Here is a 17,650-nt window from a genome sequence, read left to right as displayed (position 1 = left end):
GTCAGGCCTCCACCATTTCGCCGGCGGTCATCTCGCGGTAGAAGTTCGGGTCGGCGGCGAGGATCGCGCGGCGCACGTCCAGCAGCTCGGTCACCCGTTGCTGGATGACGGCGGTGCCGATCAGGCCGTCCTCCTCGACGTCGCGACGGGCCGTGGTCGAGTTCTCGGCGATGTCGACGATCCGGTCCACGACCAGCGCCACGCTGCGGCCTCCCTCGCTGTAGACGACCACCGACACGGTGTCGCCCTCTTCCACGTCGCTGTACGCGCCGAGCACGTGCGACAACCGCATGAGGGGAAGGATCTGGCCGCGGTACTGCACGACCTCACGCGATCCGGCCTGTTCGATCCGGCTGCGCGGGAACTCTTCGAGCCGGGTGACGGTGTCGAGCGGGATCGCGACCCGCCGTTCGCCGACCGCGGTGATGAGCAGGCGCTCGCCGTTGGTGACCCCGGCCGTGGCGCGGGACGTGCCGACCGTGTTCTCGCGGTCGCCCTCGGCCGTGAGGTGCGAACGGCGGGCCAGCTGCGACACGTCGAGGATCAGGCCGACCTTGCCGTCGCCCAGGATCGTGGCCCCGGAGTAGAGGCCGATGTCCTTGAAGCGGCTGTTGAGCGCCTTGACCACGACCTCCTCGGTGTTGAGGACGCGGTCCACGACCAGGCCGAAGCGCCGGCCGTCGGCCTGCAGCACCATGATGTAGACGCCCTGGTCGCCGCCGACCTCGAGGCCGAGCGTGCGGTCCAGGCGGACCAGCGGGAGCAGCTTGCCGCGCAGCCGGTAGACGGGCGCCCCGGAGGCGTACTCGATCTTGGTGGAGTTGCCGTCGATGAAGACCAGCTCCAGCACGGCGATCTGCGGGATCACGTAGCGCTGGTCGCCGCAGTCGACGGTCAGGGCCTGGACGATCGCCAGCGTCAGCGGGATGTTGAGCCGCCAGACCGTACCCTCGCCGAGCGTCGAGTCGACGCTGACCGCGCCGCCGATCCGCTCGATGTTGGTCTTGACCACGTCCATGCCGACGCCGCGGCCGGAGACGTTGGTGACCTTCGCCGCGGTCGAGAAGCCGGGCTGGAAGACCATCGCCATGATCTCGCGCTTGTCCATGCCGGCCACCTGCTCGGCGCGGAGCAGGCCCTTCTCCACCGCCTTCTCGGCGATGCGGTTGACGTCCATGCCGGCGCCGTCGTCGGCGACCTCGACCGCTACGTGCCCGCCCTCGTGGTAGGCGCGCAGCGTCAACGTCCCCTCGGGGCTCTTGCCGGCCGCGACGCGCTTGGCCTCCTCCTCGATGCCGTGGTCGACGGCGTTGCGGACGAGGTGGGTCAGCGGGTCCTTCACGGCCTCGAGCAGGGAGCGGTCGAGCTCGGTCTCCTTGCCCTCCATCACCAGCTCGACCTTCTTGCCGAGCGACTGGCTGAGGTCACGGATGACCCGGGGCAGCTTCGACCAGATGTGCTCGATCGGCTGCATCCGGGTCTTCATGATGCCCTCTTGGAGCTCAGAGGTGATCATGCCGAGCCGCTGGGCACTGCGTACGAGAGTGGTGTCGCCGATCTCCATGACGCCGCGGACCAGCTGGTTGCGGGCGAGCACGAGCTCACCGACCATGTTCATCAGCGTGTCGAGCAGGTCGACGTCGACCCGGATCGCGCTGTCGGCGACGCTGCGCTTGGGCGTCTGGGCCTGGAGCGCCTCGCTGACCGCGGCCGGCTGCGCCTTGCCCTCCTCGAGCAGGATCGTGCCGAGTTTGCGCTCGTCGCCCTCGAGCTGCGACTGCAGCGCGGAGCCGACGTCGGCGGGCTCGGCGGCACCGGACTCGACGAGCATCTCGCCGAGCGGACGGCGCTGCTCCTCGATCGGCTCGGGCGCCGGACGGGCCGGCATCTCCGCGATCGGCTCTGTGTCTCTACCCAAGCCTGGACTATCAGTCGGCGGAGCCTGTTCTGTTGCTGCCGCGACGGGCGCGGCAGCGGGTGCGGCGGCGTGGTCGTCAGGAGCGTTCATCTGCGCGTGGACCGCGGTGATGATGCCCTCGACGTCGACGCCCTCCTCGTTGTTGTTCTGCTCGATCACCTCGAGCAGGTTCCGGACGCCGTCGATCGTCGCCAGCAGCGTGGTGATCGTGGTCGGCGTCACCGGCTGGACGCCGTCGCGCAACCGCGACAGCAACGACTCACCGGCGTGCGCAAGCTTCTCCAGCTTGCTGAACGCCAGGAAGCCACTCGTGCCTTTGATGGTGTGGATCGCCCGGAAGATACGGGAGATCAAGTCACGCGATCCGGGTTCCTGCTCGAGTGCCACGAGGTCCCGGTCGATCTGGTCCAGGTTCTCGTGGCTCTCCATGAGGAATTCGCCGACGATCTCGCCAAGGTCTTCCAACGCCCTACCTCCTGCTCGTTTCCCAAAGCCCTCATCGACCTGGAAGGGGCCCACCTGAGGACACCCGGCCCGCTACCGGTTGCGGCTCAGGTGTCACCGCCCGGACGCCGGTAGCGGTACCCGAAACCGCGTACGGATTCGATCGGGGATTCCTCGGGATCCGACCAGCCGAGCTTGCGACGCAGCCGCAGCACGGCGAACTTCACGCGTTCCTGACCGATGCCGGTGGGGTCGTCCCAGGCCTGGGTCAGCAGCTGATTGGGGCTCAGGACCGCGCCGGCGTGCCGGACCAGCGCGTTGAGCAGGCGGAACTCGGTCGGCGTCAGGCGCTTCTCGTCACCCTTGACGTACACGCGGCGCTTCGTCGGGTCGAGGTGCACCAGGCCGTCGTCGTAGATCTGGCTGGCCCAGCTGTTCTGCCCGCCGGACGAGCGGCGCAGCAGCGCCTCCACCCGGGCGAGCAGTTCGTTGTTGGCGAACGGCTTGGTCAGGTAGTCGTCCGCGCCACCGCGCAGACCGCGTACCTTCTCGGCTTCCTGGCCGTGGGCGGTGAGGACCAGCACCGGCACGTCGGAGACGTCACGCAGCCGTTCGAGCACCTGCCAGCCGTCCATCTCGGGCAGGCCGACGTCGAGCACCACCAGGTCGGGGTGTTCGGCGTACGCCTCCTTGAGTCCGGTCCGGCCGTCGCCGGCGTGGGCCACCTCGTAGCCCGCCCGGCTGAAGAGCAGCCGCAGAGCCAATGCGATGTCCGGGTCGTCCTCGACCACGAGCAATCTGCTCATTGCTGGCCCCCTCCGGCATGCGGCCGCCCCGGGGGAGGGCACGCACTCGGCCCGGGGTCAGCGCCTTGCTCGCCCCCCACAGAGGCGGGCGGCGACGATGAAATGTCTGAAACTCACGATAGCGTGACGTGTCGGTTCATATACGGAAAGTTATAGTTCAGCGTGCGAACCCCCACGAACGCCTTCGCGCTGCAGTCTCGCTTCCTCGCGGTCATCTCCCACGAGCTGCGGACGCCGCTCACCACGATCGCCTCGTTCACCGAGAGCCTGGACAGCGACGACCTCGCGCCGGCCGAGCGGAAGATCGCGCTGTCCGCCGTACGCCGCAACACCGACCGCATGCTCGCCCTGGTCGGCGACCTGATGGTGGTGAGCCGCCTGCAGACCGGCGACCTCGCACCCCAGCCCGGCCCGGTCGAGCTCGGCACCGTGATCGCCCAGGCCGCCGACCTGCTCGCCAGCCGGGAGCCGTACACCGCCGCCACCGTCGAGACCGCCGACGGGCCGCCGCTCTCCGGGGACGCACCGCTGCTGCGGGACCTCTTCTACGCCGTGGTCGGCACCGTGGCCAGCGGCGCCGCCGACCGCTCGGCCACGGTCAGCACCGCACCGGGCCCGGACGGCTGGACCATCACGGTCACCGCGCGGCAGTCCGAGCGGCTCACCGACGAGAGCCTCATGGCCGGGATGCTGGCCGATCCCGAGCCGCCGCACCGGCGCCGCAGCACCGCGCTCTGGCTGCTGCTGGCCGAGGCGATCGCGGGAAGTCACGGCGGGTCGGTCGAGCTGACATACGACCCCGCAACCGGCGGAGGGGCCCAGGTCCGCCTACCGCTGACCATCCCCACAGACTGACACGGATAGCACCCGGTACCGCCAAAAACCGGCAAACAAGGGACGTAAAGCCGAGAAGCCAGGTCCGATGACCTTGCCGGGCCGAACAGGAGCCCGGCCGTGGACCGGGAGGCAAGTACCGTGCTCGACCTCGTACGACGTATCACCCTTGCCGCGGCCGCACCGGCCGTCCTGCTCGCCGCGACCGTGACCTCGGCGCCCGCGTTCGCCGAGGTCGGCGTACCCGCGCCGACCACCGAGCAACTGCTCATGGCCGACGTCGTCGCGCTCACCAACGAGCAGCGGGCCCGGTACGGGCTCACCGAACTGGCCGTGGAGAACGAACTGACGATCGTCTCCGTACGGCAGTCGCACTTCATGGCGGTGAAAGAGGATCTGACGCACTTCGGCTGGAACGGCTCGACGTTCCAGACCCGGTCCCGGGACGAGGGATACCACGACCCGGCCGGCGAGAACATCGCCTGGGGTTACCTCAGCGCCACCGAGGTCGTCGACGCCTGGATGGCCAGCCCGGCCCACCGCCGGAACATCCTCAACAGCGAGGCCGTCTCGTTCGGAGCCGGGGTCCAGCGTGCGCCCGACGGCACGCTGTACTGGACCCAGGTGTTCGGGTACCGCTGATCAGAGAACGCAGTTCACCAGGACCGGTTCGGGGTGCAGCGTGACGCCGAACCGGTCCCGGACCCCGTCGCGGATCTCCCGGGCCAGGTCCAGCAACGCGGCCGTCGAACCGCCGCCCCGATGGGTCAGCGCGAGCGTGTGCTTGGACGAGATGGCGACTCCGTCACGCCCCCGGTGGCCCTTGGCGAATCCCGCCTTCTCGATCAGCCAGGCGGCCGGCACCTTGACCGTGCCGTTCGGCGCCGGCCAGCTCGGCGGCTCACCCGCGTCGGCGAGATGATCCTGCACCCGGGCCCACTGCTGCGCGGAGAGCACCGGATTGGTGAAGAACGAACCCACCGAACGGGTGTCCGGGTCGGCCGGATCGAGGACCATGCCCTTGCTCGCCCGCAATTCCAGGACCGTTTCGCGTACGCGTTCAGCACCGGCCCGATCGCCGATCTCCACACCCAGCCGGCGGGCGAGCTCGGCGTACCGTACGGGGGCGGATTCGGTCGTGTGGTCGAGCCGGAAGTCGACCTCCAGGACCAGCCACCGGTCGTTGTTCTTGAAAATGCTCGACCGGTAGGCGAAACCGCACTCGGGCGACGAGAGAATCCGCACCTCGTCGGCCTCGCGGTCGTAGACATGCACCGCCTCGATCGTCCGCGCGACCTCCTGGCCGTAGGCCCCGACGTTCTGGATCGGCGTCGCGCCGGCCGAGCCCGGGATGCCGGAAAGTGCCTCCAGCCCGGAAAGTCCCCGCTCGAGCGTGGTCGCGACGAACTCGTCCCACGGCTCACCGGCGGCGACCCGGATCAGCACGCCGCGCGGATCCCGCTCGACGACCTCGACCCCGCGGGTACGCAGCAGCAGCACCGTGCCGGGGAAGCCGTCGTCGCCGATCACGACGTTGCTGCCCCCGGCGAGCACCAGGACCGGTTCACCACGGCCCGCCGACGCCCGTACGATAGCGACCGCTTCGTCCGTTTTTTCGGCGACCGCCATCGTGCCGGCCTTGCCGCCTAGGCGTAGCGTCGTGTACGCCTCCAGCGAACTGACATTCACTGCGGATGCGGTGTCGGGGGTAACAGCACTAACGTCAGGCACGACGTTCACCCTAGGCCGAACGGCCCACGGGGACTAACAGGTGGTCCTCCTCGAGCGGGAGAAGCTGAATGAACAGGCTCAACGCGACGAAGGACTTCTGGCTGGCGGCGCTGCGCGCCGACGGGCCGGCACTCCAGGAAGCGGTTACCGAGACCGGCCCCGGCACCCCGGTGGCCGCATGTCCGGGCTGGACGGTCAGCGACCTGGTCGCGCACCTCACCACGGTGCTGCGCCAGGTCCGCGAGAACGCTCCGCGCGGGACGGTCGAGAAACCCGCGGACCCGGACCGCCCACCGCGCCCGGAGTGGACGGAGGCGCTGGACACCCTGCGCCGCGAGATGACCGGCACGATCGAGACGCTGGACGCGCTCGACCCTGACCTCCTGGCCTGGACTTGGCCCGCGCAGGCCAAGAAGGCCGGCTTCTGGCAGCGGCGGCTGGCGCACGAGATCTCCGTGCACCGGTGGGACGCCGAGGCCGCGGCCGGCCGGGCCACCCCGATCGAGGCCAAACTCGCCGCCGACGGGGTCTACGAGGTGCTCGACACCTGGCTGCCCGCCGGGCGCCGGAAGGGCCCGACCGACCTGCACGGCGTGGTGCACCTGGTGGCCACCGACGCGAGCTACGAATGGTTCGTGCGGCTGCGCGGGGCCGGCATCGCCCTGCTCGACACCGGCACGATCCTCGACTCGGACGATCACCATGCCCGGGCGGAGGCGACCGGCACGGCCGGCGACCTCCTCCTCGCGCTCATGGGTCGCGTCGAACCGGACATTTTGCACGTCACCGGCGATCCCCGCCTGTTCACCGCACTGCGCGCCGGCTGATCCCCCTTCCAGCCGCCCCCGCCGCCACCCCTAAACGGACTAAAGAGATATCTCAATTTTCTCGGGAGCGGTTCCGCAACTTCCGGAGGGTTCCCGGGAACGTGTTTGGCCGTACGCTGGACCGGTTAAGTTCGGCGGCCGCGTGCCGCCTTCACGCCTTCACGCAGGGAGCGGTGACGCATGACGGCAACCGTCGAGGTGCAATCCAGCGGCGAGCCACAGGCATCGGGTGTCCGGTTCCCGGAAGGCTTCGTCTGGGGTGCGGCGACCGCGTCGTACCAGATCGAGGGCGCGGTCAACGAGGACGGCCGCGGGCCGTCCATCTGGGACACGTTCAGCCGTACGCCCGGCCGGGTCCATCGCGGCCACACCGGTGACGTGGCGTGCGACCACTACCACCGCTACGCCGACGACGTAGCACTCATGTCCGACCTCGGGCTCGGGGCGTACCGGTTCTCGGTCGCCTGGTCCCGGATCCAGCCGGACGGCACCGGCCCGGTCAACACCCGCGGGCTGGACTTCTACGACCGGCTGGTCGACGAGCTGGCCGGCAAGGGCATCGACCCGGTCATCACGCTGTACCACTGGGACCTGCCGCAGACGCTGCAGGACCGCGGCGGCTGGACCAACCGGGAGACCGCCGAGGCGTTCGCCGACTACGCCCAGATCGTGTACGCCCGGCTCGGCGACCGGATCAAGACCTGGACCACGCTCAACGAGCCGTGGTGCTCGGCCTACCTCGGCTACGGCAACGGCGTGCACGCACCCGGCATCCAGGACCCGGCACAGGCCCTCACCGCCGTGCACCACCTGCTGCTCGGGCACGGGCTCGCGACGCGGGCGCTGCGCTCGGCCGGCGCCCGGACGCTCGGCATCACGCTGAACCCGGTGGCGGTCGCCCCGCTCGACCCGGCCAACCCGGCCGACCTCGACGCCGCCCGGATCGTCGACGGCGTGGGCAACCGCATCTTCCTCGACCCGCTGTTCAAGGGCGCCTACGCCGACGACGTGCGCGAGATCATCGGCCGGTTCACCGACCTGTCGCACATCCACGACGGCGACGAGGCGATCATCAACGCCCCGATCGACGTGCTCGGCATCAACTACTACACGCCGACGTACGTCTCGGCGAAGCCCGGCCAGCCCGCCGCCCTGGACACCCCGGGCAGCGAGGGCATCGCGTTCCGCAAGCCGGTCGGCCCGATCACCGACATCGGCTGGCAGATCGAACCCGCCGCGCTGACCCGGCTGCTGAACCGGATCCACGACGACTACGGCGTACCCATGATGATCACGGAGAACGGCGCCGCGTACCCCGAAGGGCCCTCGCCGGAGACCGGTGAGGTGGAGGACGCCGACCGGATCTCCTACCTTGACGGGCACCTGCGCGCCTGCCTCGACTCCCTTTCGCACGGCGTCGACCTTCGTGGATACTTCGCGTGGTCCCTGATGGACAACTTCGAGTGGGCCGAGGGCTACAACAAGCGCTTCGGGCTCGTGCACGTGGACTACACCACGCAGCAGCGCCTGCCGAAGCGCAGCGCCAAGTGGTACAGCGAGGTCATCCGCCGCAACGGTCTGGAGTGAGTTGATGGTGACGCGGGAGCGGCCCACGCTCGAAGCGGTGGCCCGGCGTGCCGGGGTGTCGCGCGCGACCGTCTCCCGCGTCGTCAACGGCTCGACCACGGTCGCGGTGGCGATCCGCGACGCCGTCAACCAGGCCGTCGACGAGCTCGGCTACGTGCCCAACCAGGCCGCCCGCAGCCTGGTGACCCAGCGCACGGAGTCGATCGCGTTGATCCTGCCGGAGACCGCCAACCGGGTCTTCTCCGACGACCTGTTCTTCCCCGCCGTCATCCGCGGCGTGAGCACCGAGCTCGAGGCCGCCGACAAACAGCTGGTGCTGATGATGGCCGGCTCCGCGGCCAGCCACGACCGGGTCGAACGGTACGCGATGGCCGGTCACGTCGACGGCGTCATGTTCGCTTCCATGCACGGCGCCGACCCGCTGCCCGGCACGCTCTTCCGCCTCGGCATCCCGGTGGTCTGCAGCGGGCGCCCGATGACGCCGGCCGAGCTGCCGGTGCCCTACGTGGACGTCGACCACTTCGGCGGGGTGGCGGCCGCGGTCCGGCACCTCGTCGCCACCGGGCACCGCCGGATCGCCACCGTCGCCGGCCCGCAGGACATGGTGGCCGGCATCGACCGGCTGGCCGGATACCGCACCGCCCTGCGGGAGGCCGGCCTGACCGAGCACGTCGCGGTCGGCGACTTCACCCGCGACTCCGGCCTGCACGCGATGCACCAGCTCCTCGCCGGCGACCCCGGCCTGGACGCGGTCTTCGTCGCCTCCGACATGATGGCCCACGGCGCGCTGCAGGCCCTCAAGGAATCCGGCCGCACGGTCCCCGGCGACGTGGCCGTCATCGGCTTCGACGACGTCGAGATCAGCCGGCTCAGCGACCCGGCCCTCACCACGGTCCGCCAGCCCATCGTCGACATGGGCCGCACCATGGCCCGCCTGCTGCTCGGCGTGGTCGACGACCACCGCGACGTCCCGGAATCCGTCGTGCTCCCCACCGAACTCGTCGTCCGCGCCTCCGCCTAGGGTCTGTTTTGGAAGTGGGGCCGCGCCTCGCCTCGGCCCCACTTCCAAAACAGACCCTAGAGACTCCTCGTCGTTTCTACGCTGATCGGGAGGCCGAAGACCTTGCGGGACAGCAGGGTCGCCCCGGCCACCGCGGCCGGCATCATCAGGATCGCGCCCAGCGGGATCAGGAAACACAGGAACACCGCCACACCGAACCCGAGCGCGAGCGGACGGCGCGGGCGCAGGGCCTCCCGGCGATGCTTCAACCGCTTGCCCCGGCGCTCGAACGGGACCCCGGTCAGCTCCAGCGCCAGCAGCCAGCCACCGAACGCGGCACCGACGACCGGGACGACCGTCTGACCCACCAGCGGGATGAACCCGGCGACGAACAACGGGACACCGACCACGACGGACAGCCCGATCAGCCGCAACGAGTCGGCCAGGCTGCGGCGCAACGACTGCCACAGCGGCACCTCCACCGCACCCGGCACCCCGCCGTACCGGTGCTCGACCAGCCCGGAGATTTTCTCGTAGAAAGGATCCCCGACCAGCAGCGTGACCGCGGTGAACGTGAGCACCCCCAGCAGGCCGGCCATGCCGATCAGCGCCGCCCCGGCGATCACCCGGATCAGGTCGCGCCACACCGTGGACCAGCCGTCCGCGAACCAGGTCACCGCCGACGACAGGTCACCGATGAACCCCACCAGGGCGAACAGGGCCACGGTGTACAGCAGCCCCGCGATCAGCGCCGGGAGCAGGCCCAGACCGAGCAGCTTGGGCGACCTGAGCACCAGGCCGAGGCCACGCCCGAGCAGGCCCGCACCGGTGAAGAAGTCCTTGGCGGCGCCGCCGGTCTGATGGGCCACGGTTCGCAGCTGAGAGTCACTCACGGTCGGTGAGCCTACGACCTCCCGAGAATCCCGCCCAGCCCTGAGGGCGGCGGCGGCGGACTTTCCGGGGACGCGGACGGCGACGGGCTCGGCTCACCGGACCCGGCCTGGGTCGGGGTCGGCACCGGAACGTCGATCGACGGCGTGAGCGACACCACGGCGGACGGCGAGGACGACGGCACGGGCGATGACGACAATGCCGACACACTGGGTACGGCGCTCGGCGACACCGACTCGATCACCGCGACGTGTTTCGTCGTCGTCCGCGGCGTCCAGTCGACCGCCCTGGTCGCGGGCGCGGTGGTGGGTTCCGTCGGAGCCGACCCGATCCCACCCGACCCGGCGATCGCCACCTCGGCGACCGGCGGCGGCTCCTCGGACGAGTCGAGCATCGAGCCGAGGATCCAGCCGGAGGCCACGGCGAACGGGAACCCGAGCGCGACGATGACGAGAAAGGCCGATCCAGGGGTGAGGCGCACGTCACTAACACCGTTCCACCGCCGGAAAAGTTACGGCGTATTCAGGAACGTGGAGATTCGGTCCCGTAACTCCCGCCGATTCGTCCACAGCACCGCGGGCCGGTCGTACACGTGCAGGTCCGCGCCGGGCAGCAACCCGGCCAGCCGCTCCGCCCACGCGACCGGATGCACGTCGTCACCCAGACAACCGATGACCAGGGCCTGCCCACCGTACGACCGCAGCGCCTCAAGATCAGAAACCGCGGGCTCCCGCCACAGCGTCGCCAACTCGGGCGCCAGCCCATCGCGCTGCAACTGCTCGACCCGCTGCCGCAGGTATCCCCACCCGGTCGCGGTGTCCCGCACCGACGGGGGCAGCTCGAGCTCGACCGCCTCGGCGATCACGGCCGCCTCCCCGGACTCGACCGACGCCAGCAACCGGGTCAGCCGCTGCTCGGCGTTGCGGGGCCGCACCCCGTCCAGCGGAGCGGGAAGGTAGAGGACAACCCGCTCGAACCGGCCCGGATCATCGGCGATCAGCCGACTGAGCGCCCCGGCCCCCATGCTGACCCCGACCGCCCGGGTAGCCCCGGCCTGGTCGGCGACGGCACGCAGGTCATCGGCCAGGTCGGCGAAGCTCCAGGGTCCCGGAGGTGCCGACGACCGGCCATGCCCCCGGAAATGGAAGAAGACCCGCCGGCCGGCCACCGCACTGCCCAACGGCCGGGTGCCGGCGATGTCCCCGGCGAGCCCGTGCCCGAACACGGTGACGGGGTCACCGACGCCGCTGACGAGCTGCTCGATGCGTACGCCATGGGCCGTCTCGATGAGCTGGGTCGCCGGCGCCGGCAGCGTCGGACGGCCGGTCCTGGGCCCGCTCGGTCCCGGACCCGAGGCCCGCGGGCCACCGTCCGGAGGCGGAGGGCCACGGAACCTCACCGTCGAGCCCTCGACGCCCTCACCGTCGCCGTCGCCCTCACCGTCGCCGTCGCCGTCACCAGAATCCCTTGCCGTCGGTCAGGTCGCGCAGGCCGGGACGGACGTCGAGCAGGTAGATCAGGGCCGCGGCGACACCGATCAGGCCGAAGATGCCGGTCGCCCCGCCCAGCAGGGTGAGCACCATGCAGACCGCGAGGATCGCGAGCCACGCCCCCTTGGGCAGGGTGCCGAGCGACTGGAACCCGTCGCCGCGCTGCGTCACGCAGTGGATGAACGCCACTGCCTGCACGACCATCGAGCCGATGACCACGAGCACGTCGATGTAGAAGCGGACATCGTCAAAGAACAGCGGCGCGCTGAGGAGCATGGCATCGATTCTATCCGTGGGCCCGGCCCTATCCGTGGACCCCGCGAAGAGCCGGAGCCCACGGATCCAGTTTCTGCTGCACCAGCACCGGGCTCGCCCCCGTCGGGAGCCCACGTGGCGGGGCTCCTCCGGGCGGGGCTCCCCCGCGGCAGGGCTCCCCCGCGGCGGGATTACTCCGGGGCGGGATTACTCCGGGGCGGGATTACTCCGGGGCGGGATTACTCCGGGGCGGGATTACTCCGCGGCGGGGCGGGCGACGCGCTTGCGGGGCTTCGGGGTCGGCTCGGCGGCGGCTTCCACGGCCTTCGGCTCCTCGGTGGTGGTCACCATGTCGGCGTTGACCACGTCGGCGGCCTCGACCACGCCGCTGCCGACCACGCGCTCGCCCCGGGCGACCAGCGTCGTGTAGACGGAGACCGCCCGCTCCGACGCGACCTGGGCGAAGGCGACCGCGCTCGTGGTCGCGGTGTCACGCAGCTTGTCGAGGTCGGTGGTGCCGGCCTTCTCCCGCAGCGAACCGGCCGTCGTGGCGGCGGTGTCGTTCGCGGTCCTCAGCGTGGCGACGGCACGGTCACCGAGCTGGCTCACCACGGCGGGCAGCTTGCGCAACTCCTGCCAGGCCAGGTCACCGGCACCGGCGGCGGCGTAGAGCGGGGCGGGGAAACGGGTCTTGGTCTGCTCGGTCATGACTTCTCCTCAGCTGCGTGGTCTGTGGCTTAAGCGGGTGGGTCCGGGACTAGCGGGAGTTGGTTCCGGGCTTGCGCGCGGCGCCGCCTTCGACGACGGCGACGTCCTCGACAACGGCCTTGAGCGCCGCGTCCGGGTCCGGCGCCGGCCGGCCTTCCGCCGGTTGGTCGTCCGCAGGCTGGTCGTCCACCGGCTGGTCGTCCACCGGCAGGCTCTCTGCGGGGGTGGACGCCGCGTCGTCCTCGACCGCGGTGACCCCGTGGGCGCCCACGGCGGCGCGGAGGGCCGCTTCCTCGTCCGGAACCTCGACCTCGCCGTCAGCGGGATCCGGCACCGTCGCCTTGTCCGCGGCGGCTGCCGCGTCCTCGTCGGCGGCATGGCGGGCGTTCTCGTTGCGGAACGTCTCGTAGATCTGGGTCAGCGACTGCTTCTGGGCGATCGTCAGGTCGGGATCGACCGCGATGGCCGCCAGCACACCCTGCTGACCTTCCCCGTCGAGCAGGCCGGCGCGCAGATACATCGCGGGCGTCGACACCCGCAACGCACTGGCCAGTTGCTGCAGCACCTCGGCACTGGGCTTGCGCAGACCCCGCTCGATCTGACTGAGGTAGGGGTTGCTCACGCCCGCCCGGTCGGCCAGCTGCCGCAGCGAGATCTTCGCGGTCTGCCGCAGGTCACGGATGAACGTGCCGACGTCCTGGGGCAGATCCTTCGGGGTGGCCATGCATTCGACGGTAACGCCGAGTGCTAGCTCCTGCAAGCAAAACGCTTGCAAGAGTTAGCGTGAAGCGTGTCACCAGGTCGCCCGCACCTCGCCCACCCGGACCCCGCCGCCCAGCACCGGCACGACAGCGAGCTCATCCAGCAGCGGGGACTCGACCCCCAGCTTGCGCAGAGCGGAGACGAGGACCGGCATCCGTGCCCGCATGGCCCCGTCGGAGATCTTGAGCGCCACCGCACCCACGTCGGGAACGGCGACCGCGACGACGCCCTCGGCACCGCCCTTCGATAGCAGCCCCGGCACCCCGCGCATCAGCAACGTGTCGTCGGCGCCCGTGCCCGCGACCAGCTCCGGATCGGCCCGCATGGTGTCGGCCACCAGACGCTCGAACGACGCCGGCGGCCCTGAGACCAGCCGCTGGAAGCCCCGGGCCAGCGCGGTCAGCGAGAAGCCGAAGACCGGCGCCCCGCAGCCGTCGATCCCGGTCGCGGCGATCGGCTCACCGACCAGGTCGGTCACCGCCTCGGCGATGGCGACCTGCAACGGGTGCTTCGGATCCCGGTAGTCGTCGAGCGACCAGCCGTTCTCGACACAGGTGGCGAGCATCCCCGCGTGTTTGCCGGAGCAGTTCATCGCGATCCGGGTCGGGCCACCGCCCTCGCGCAGCACCAGGTCACGCTCGCTCTCCAGCAACGGGAGCGACTCCACACAGCGCAGGGCATCCTCGGTCAGCCCGGCCGTCTCCAGGATCCGCCGGGCCCGCGCCACATGGAACGACTCCCCGTTGTGGCTGCCACTGATCAGCGCCAGGTCCGCCGGGTCGCCGGTCCGTAGCCCGCTGCGCAGCATGCCCACCGTCTGCAAGGGCTTGTTTGACGAGCGGGGGAAGAACGGGCCGGTCACGTCGCCGGCCGCGGCCACCACCGCACCGGCGGCGTCCAGCACCACCACGGATCCGTCATGCACGCACTCGGTGAAACCCGAGCGCACCACCTCGGCGAGAATCATCGGACGGGTACCCCCAGGAGCTCACGAGCATCGGTTGTGGTCATCGGTGGACGCTGGGCGAGCTGGGCGAACCCGACCGCCCGCGCCACCAGCTGCATGTTCGATTCGACTGCGCGGCCCTTCGCGTAGGTCAGGGTGTCCTCCATGCCGACCCGGAGGTGCCCGCCGGCCGACAGCGAGGCGAGCATGACCGGAATCGCACTGCGCCCGATGCCGGTCGCCGAGAACGTGGTGCCGGCCGGCAGGTCCCGCAGCACCCGGTGGCAGGCGGCCAGCGCATCCGTGGTGCCCGGCATGCCGCCCGGCACCCCCATCACCAGATCGGCGTGGACGTGTCCGCCGAACGGCAGGCCGTGCCGGTCCAGCAGCACCTGCAGCGTGGTGAGCTGACCGAGGTCGAAGATCTCGTACTCCGGGACGATGCCGCGCTCCTGCATCCGGGTGTGCAGGTCGACGATGAACTCCCAGCGGTTGAGGAACACCCCGTCGCCGAAGTTGACCGTGCCCATCGTGCAGGACGCCATCTCGGGACCGGCGTCGAGCACAGCCAGCCGGTCGGCCTCGGGATCGGTGACGGCGCCGCCGGACGACAGCTGCACGATCAGATCCGTGGCCTGCCGCAGGGCGGCCACGGTCTCGCGCAGCCGGCCCTGGTCGAGCGTCGGCTCGGCCGCGTCGTCGCGAATGTGCACATGGACGATGGCGGCGCCGAGCGCCTCACACTCCTTGGCGGTGGCCACGAGCTCGTCCAGGGTCACCGGCAGCGCGGGTGCGGCTGCCTTGCTGGTCTCCGCGCCGGTGGGCGCGACGGTGATCAGTGTCCCGGTCATAACCGAGATCCTGCCACGGGCCCGGGCCTGGTCCGCTCGGCTATCCACAGGCGCCGGGAGCGGTCACCCGTGGTTATCCACAGGCCGCACAAGATCACCCCACGCCGCCGCCGGAACGGGAGACGATTCGGACCGGAGCACGGCAGACCCGTACGAGGCCAGGGGTGAGGAAGATGTCAGCAGCGAAGGGCTTCTCAGTCAGCGTCGATGGCCGCGGCGGATTCGCCCACCAGGAGGTTGGCGTCGGGAGCGACGTTGCGCTTGAGAACGGCCAGCGCGATCATGCCGAGCTCGTGATGGCGGACCGCGGTGCCGATGAAGCCGACCGCACGACCGTCCAGGGTGACCGGCGTGCCCTTGACCGGCGGGTGGTCGGTGGCGATGCCGTCGAGGTGCAGCAACTCCAGCCGGCGCGGCGGCCGGCCCAGGTGGTGGACCCGGGCGATCGTCTCCTGACCCCGGTAACAGCCCTTGTCGAGATGCACGGCCGTGGCCTGCAGCTCGGCCTCCGCCGGGATGGTCTTGTGGTCGGTCTCCCAGCCGAGTCGCGGCCGCCGATGGGCCACGCGCACCGCCTCATAGGCCCACAGCCCCGCCCTGGGGACGCCGTCGAGCTTCTCGAGGACCGCTTCGAGCTGCTCACGGCGTACGAGAAGGTCGACGCCGAGCGCGACCCGGCGAGCCAGACCACCGTCGAAGGTCTTGACGTCGTAATGGGCGGTCGGTTCGTTCGGCACCGAGCCGGCGGCGAACTTCGGGCCCGGCACCTCGAAGATGCGGGGCTCGGCCAGCTCGACCCCGAGCAGGCGGGCCGCGGTGGCCACCGCTTCCGGGCCGACCAGGGAGAGCACCGCGATCTCGGCGGTGGCGTCCCGGGGCTCGACCCGGGTGAAGAAACGCATCATCTCGAGGTACTTGAGCAGGCCCGCACCGGCGCCGGGCTCGGTGTCCAGCCAGGCGGTGGTGCCGTCCTCGGTGACCATGGCGTGCTGCTCGACGTGCCCGTGCGGGGAGAGCACAAGCAGCTCGGTGCCCTGGCCGGCCCGCAGGTCGGTGAGGTGCTGGGTGGTCAGCGTGTGCAGCCAGCTCGCCCGTTCGTCGCCCGGGACCGCGATGACGTCCCGGTTGGAGCGGTCGACCAGGCCGACGGCCGTGTCGAGAGTGCGCTGCTCACGCATCGGGTCGCCGTAATGCGCCGGCACTCCGGCGTCGGCGGACTCGGGCTCGAGCTCCTGGATGAGGACGGTGGTCATGGGTTACTCCTTGCAGTCGCCACAGACGCCGAAAAGCGACACATGGCCGACATCGACCCGGAAGTCGCGCTCCTTCAGGAGCTGTTCGCTCACCGGGTTCATGATCGCGGGGTCGACCTCGTCGATCCCGCCACAGTTGCGGCAGACGAGATGAACGTGCTGGTCCTCGCCCGCGGCGTGGTAGGTCGGTGAGCCGTGGGACAGATGCGTGTGGCTGACCAGGCCGAGTTCCTCGAGCAGCTCGAGGGTGCGATAGACGGTGGTGATGTTGACTCCGGCCGCGCGCTCGCGCACGGTGTGCAGGATCTGCTCGGGCGTGGCATGGCCCAGCTCATGAACCGCCTCCAGGATCAGCTGGCGCTGCGGAGTCAGTCGCAGGCCGCGCTCCCGGAGCATCTCGGCAAGGGATGTGGCGGACACGTTACGAGCATAGTTCGCCCGGCCGTGCGCCTTAGCGCTGTGAGCGCTCCGATCCAGATTATTCGTGGTTCCGGCGGCCGCACCGCGACCGACGACGGCGAACCGCCGCTGGTCGCCGACCACCGGACCGTGTCGCCGCCTGTGCCGGAGAACACCTCAGGGGAACAGCAAGCGGCGCGGCGCCCGAACGGACACCGCGCCGACAGGTGCGAAAGGTCAGCCGCCGATCCGGAGAAGGCGGGCGGAGAGATGCGGGCGGAGCTTCTCGCCGTTGGCCGCCATCTCGTGGGCATAGAGCAGGGCGCCCTCGACGATGCCGTACAACCGCTGGGCACCGGTGACCGGCAGGCCGGTGGCGGTGTGCCCGACGCCTGCGGTCGCCATCTCCAGGCGGGTGTTGTGCGCCTCGCCCTCGTAGATCTCGATGACGCCGTTCTCGCTGGTCAGCGTCGCTTCCATCTCGTCGGTCGGCCGGCCGTCGGCGTTGAGCACCGGGCGCCAGAAGCCGAGCTCGCGCTCACCCTGGCCGATCGGCTTCGAGTCGTCGTCGAGCAGCCAGATGCGCGACTCGTAGGCGAGGAACGGCCTGCCGTCGTGACTGATCCGGACTTCCTGGGCGTAGTTGTAATCCTCGTCCGCCGGGAAGCCACCCTGACCACGACCGCGCCACAACCCGATGAAAGGCAGCAGCCCCAGCAACGAGGGGTGCAGGTCGGGGCCCACACGCAGGTCGTGCGTGTCCTCGTAGGGGTAGGCCTCGACCGGCGGAGCGTTCAGCCAGGGCGGCGGGCCAAGTGGGTTCTCCGTCTCACTGCTCACCAGCGTCCCCTTGCAATGCGCATCGCCAGATATCCCAAACCGCCGGCCAGCCCACCGATTCCGGCGACCAGCAGGCTCACATACCCGATCTCTGTAACCATGACGGAT

General features: G+C 70.5%; 20 protein-coding genes. 5 read left to right on the top strand and 15 right to left on the bottom strand.

Annotated features, from left to right (window positions below; translation table 11 throughout):
• Nucleotide 1: 1 nt before the first annotated feature.
• Nucleotides 2-2,383, bottom strand: coding sequence for a chemotaxis protein CheW (locus ACIA6A_RS10725; protein WP_396097275.1), 2,382 nt, complete (start codon nt 2,381-2,383; stop codon nt 2-4).
• Nucleotides 2,384-2,469: 86 nt separating this feature from the next.
• The gene (locus ACIA6A_RS10720) at nt 2,470-3,168 is read right to left on the bottom strand and encodes a response regulator transcription factor (protein ID WP_396097274.1); all 699 of its coding nucleotides are present in this window, start codon (nt 3,166-3,168) and stop codon (nt 2,470-2,472) included.
• A 162-nt stretch (nt 3,169-3,330) separates the two neighbouring features.
• On the opposite strand from ACIA6A_RS10720, the gene ACIA6A_RS10715 reads away from it, so the two are divergent.
• Nucleotides 3,331-4,023, top strand: coding sequence for a sensor histidine kinase (locus ACIA6A_RS10715; RefSeq protein WP_396097273.1), 693 nt, complete (start codon nt 3,331-3,333; stop codon nt 4,021-4,023).
• 99 nt (nt 4,024-4,122) lie between these two features.
• Nucleotides 4,123-4,644 (top strand): CAP domain-containing protein, encoded by a 522-nt coding sequence (locus ACIA6A_RS10710; RefSeq protein WP_396097272.1) that lies wholly within the window; start codon nt 4,123-4,125, stop codon nt 4,642-4,644.
• Here the strand turns inward: ACIA6A_RS10710 and ACIA6A_RS10705 are convergent, their stop codons facing one another.
• Nucleotides 4,645-5,733: a UDP-N-acetylmuramate dehydrogenase gene (locus tag ACIA6A_RS10705; RefSeq protein WP_396097271.1), complete on the bottom strand. Its 1,089-nt coding sequence runs from the start codon at nt 5,731-5,733 to the stop codon at nt 4,645-4,647.
• A gap of 68 nt (nt 5,734-5,801) precedes the next feature.
• Here ACIA6A_RS10705 and ACIA6A_RS10700 point away from each other — a divergent pair, with 68 nt between their 5' ends.
• From ACIA6A_RS10700 to ACIA6A_RS10690, 3 genes are all read left to right on the top strand, one after another.
• Complete coding sequence (locus tag ACIA6A_RS10700) at nt 5,802-6,560, top strand: maleylpyruvate isomerase family mycothiol-dependent enzyme (protein ID WP_396097270.1); 759 nt, start codon at nt 5,802-5,804, stop codon at nt 6,558-6,560.
• Between the two features lie 180 nt (nt 6,561-6,740).
• Entirely contained in the window at nt 6,741-8,147 is a 1,407-nt protein-coding gene (locus ACIA6A_RS10695; protein ID WP_396097269.1) for a GH1 family beta-glucosidase, read from the top strand.
• 4 nt (nt 8,148-8,151) lie between these two features.
• Nucleotides 8,152-9,168, top strand: a complete 1,017-nt coding sequence (locus ACIA6A_RS10690; RefSeq protein ID WP_396097268.1) for a LacI family DNA-binding transcriptional regulator — start codon at nt 8,152-8,154, stop codon at nt 9,166-9,168.
• Between the two features lie 56 nt (nt 9,169-9,224).
• Here ACIA6A_RS10690 and ACIA6A_RS10685 read toward each other — a convergent pair whose 3' ends face one another.
• From ACIA6A_RS10685 to mtfM, 12 genes are all read right to left on the bottom strand, one after another.
• Nucleotides 9,225-10,040: an EI24 domain-containing protein gene (locus ACIA6A_RS10685; protein WP_396097267.1), complete on the bottom strand. Its 816-nt coding sequence runs from the start codon at nt 10,038-10,040 to the stop codon at nt 9,225-9,227.
• Nucleotides 10,041-10,051: 11 nt separating this feature from the next.
• Complete coding sequence (locus ACIA6A_RS10680) at nt 10,052-10,519, bottom strand: hypothetical protein (protein ID WP_396097266.1); 468 nt, start codon at nt 10,517-10,519, stop codon at nt 10,052-10,054.
• Between the two features lie 30 nt (nt 10,520-10,549).
• Nucleotides 10,550-11,437: an alpha/beta fold hydrolase gene (locus ACIA6A_RS10675; RefSeq protein ID WP_396097265.1), complete on the bottom strand. Its 888-nt coding sequence runs from the start codon at nt 11,435-11,437 to the stop codon at nt 10,550-10,552.
• A 55-nt stretch (nt 11,438-11,492) separates the two neighbouring features.
• Entirely contained in the window at nt 11,493-11,804 is a 312-nt protein-coding gene (locus ACIA6A_RS10670; protein WP_396097264.1) for a DUF2516 family protein, read from the bottom strand.
• Nucleotides 11,805-12,038: 234 nt separating this feature from the next.
• The gene (locus ACIA6A_RS10665; RefSeq protein ID WP_396097263.1) at nt 12,039-12,491 is read right to left on the bottom strand and encodes a hypothetical protein; all 453 of its coding nucleotides are present in this window, start codon (nt 12,489-12,491) and stop codon (nt 12,039-12,041) included.
• Nucleotides 12,492-12,540: 49 nt separating this feature from the next.
• The gene (locus ACIA6A_RS10660; RefSeq protein WP_396097262.1) at nt 12,541-13,215 is read right to left on the bottom strand and encodes a helix-turn-helix domain-containing protein; all 675 of its coding nucleotides are present in this window, start codon (nt 13,213-13,215) and stop codon (nt 12,541-12,543) included.
• Nucleotides 13,216-13,284: 69 nt separating this feature from the next.
• Nucleotides 13,285-14,220: an asparaginase gene (locus tag ACIA6A_RS10655; RefSeq protein WP_396097261.1), complete on the bottom strand. Its 936-nt coding sequence runs from the start codon at nt 14,218-14,220 to the stop codon at nt 13,285-13,287.
• Nucleotides 14,217-15,050, bottom strand: coding sequence for a 3-keto-5-aminohexanoate cleavage protein (locus ACIA6A_RS10650; protein WP_396097260.1), 834 nt, complete (start codon nt 15,048-15,050; stop codon nt 14,217-14,219). The genes ACIA6A_RS10655 and ACIA6A_RS10650 overlap by 4 nt, the downstream gene beginning before the upstream one ends.
• A gap of 194 nt (nt 15,051-15,244) precedes the next feature.
• On the bottom strand, nt 15,245-16,303 hold the full coding sequence (locus ACIA6A_RS10645) for a YgfZ/GcvT domain-containing protein (protein ID WP_396097259.1): 1,059 nt from the start codon (nt 16,301-16,303) through the stop codon (nt 15,245-15,247).
• A gap of 3 nt (nt 16,304-16,306) precedes the next feature.
• Nucleotides 16,307-16,699: a Fur family transcriptional regulator gene (locus tag ACIA6A_RS10640; protein ID WP_396097635.1), complete on the bottom strand. Its 393-nt coding sequence runs from the start codon at nt 16,697-16,699 to the stop codon at nt 16,307-16,309.
• Nucleotides 16,700-16,939: 240 nt separating this feature from the next.
• Nucleotides 16,940-17,542, bottom strand: a complete 603-nt coding sequence (locus ACIA6A_RS10635) for an FABP family protein (protein ID WP_396097258.1) — start codon at nt 17,540-17,542, stop codon at nt 16,940-16,942.
• The gene (mtfM, locus tag ACIA6A_RS10630) at nt 17,539-17,643 is read right to left on the bottom strand and encodes a small membrane protein MtfM (protein ID WP_304413000.1); all 105 of its coding nucleotides are present in this window, start codon (nt 17,641-17,643) and stop codon (nt 17,539-17,541) included. Before mtfM ends, ACIA6A_RS10635 begins: the two co-directional genes overlap by 4 nt.
• Nucleotides 17,644-17,650 lie beyond the last annotated feature (7 nt).

Source organism: Actinoplanes sp. NPDC051494 (assembly GCF_044454705.1).
Taxonomy (GTDB): Bacteria; Actinomycetota; Actinomycetes; order Mycobacteriales; family Micromonosporaceae; genus Actinoplanes.
This window is presented reverse-complemented; position numbering and strand designations above follow the sequence as displayed.

Coding starts and splice junctions, on each gene's coding strand:
- ACIA6A_RS10720 (WP_396097274.1), bottom strand. CDS start 3,168: ATGAGCAGATTGCTCGTGGTCGAGGACGACCCGGACATCGCATTGGCT.
- ACIA6A_RS10700 (WP_396097270.1), top strand. CDS start 5,802: ATGAACAGGCTCAACGCGACGAAGGACTTCTGGCTGGCGGCGCTGCGC.
- ACIA6A_RS10695 (WP_396097269.1), top strand. CDS start 6,741: ATGACGGCAACCGTCGAGGTGCAATCCAGCGGCGAGCCACAGGCATCG.
- ACIA6A_RS10690 (WP_396097268.1), top strand. CDS start 8,152: ATGGTGACGCGGGAGCGGCCCACGCTCGAAGCGGTGGCCCGGCGTGCC.
- ACIA6A_RS10670 (WP_396097264.1), bottom strand. CDS start 11,804: ATGCTCCTCAGCGCGCCGCTGTTCTTTGACGATGTCCGCTTCTACATC.
- ACIA6A_RS10665 (WP_396097263.1), bottom strand. CDS start 12,491: ATGACCGAGCAGACCAAGACCCGTTTCCCCGCCCCGCTCTACGCCGCC.
- ACIA6A_RS10660 (WP_396097262.1), bottom strand. CDS start 13,215: ATGGCCACCCCGAAGGATCTGCCCCAGGACGTCGGCACGTTCATCCGT.
- ACIA6A_RS10655 (WP_396097261.1), bottom strand. CDS start 14,220: ATGATTCTCGCCGAGGTGGTGCGCTCGGGTTTCACCGAGTGCGTGCAT.
- ACIA6A_RS10650 (WP_396097260.1), bottom strand. CDS start 15,050: ATGACCGGGACACTGATCACCGTCGCGCCCACCGGCGCGGAGACCAGC.
- ACIA6A_RS10645 (WP_396097259.1), bottom strand. CDS start 16,303: ATGACCACCGTCCTCATCCAGGAGCTCGAGCCCGAGTCCGCCGACGCC.
- ACIA6A_RS10640 (WP_396097635.1), bottom strand. CDS start 16,699: ATGCTCCGGGAGCGCGGCCTGCGACTGACTCCGCAGCGCCAGCTGATC.
- mtfM (WP_304413000.1), bottom strand. CDS start 17,643: ATGGTTACAGAGATCGGGTATGTGAGCCTGCTGGTCGCCGGAATCGGT.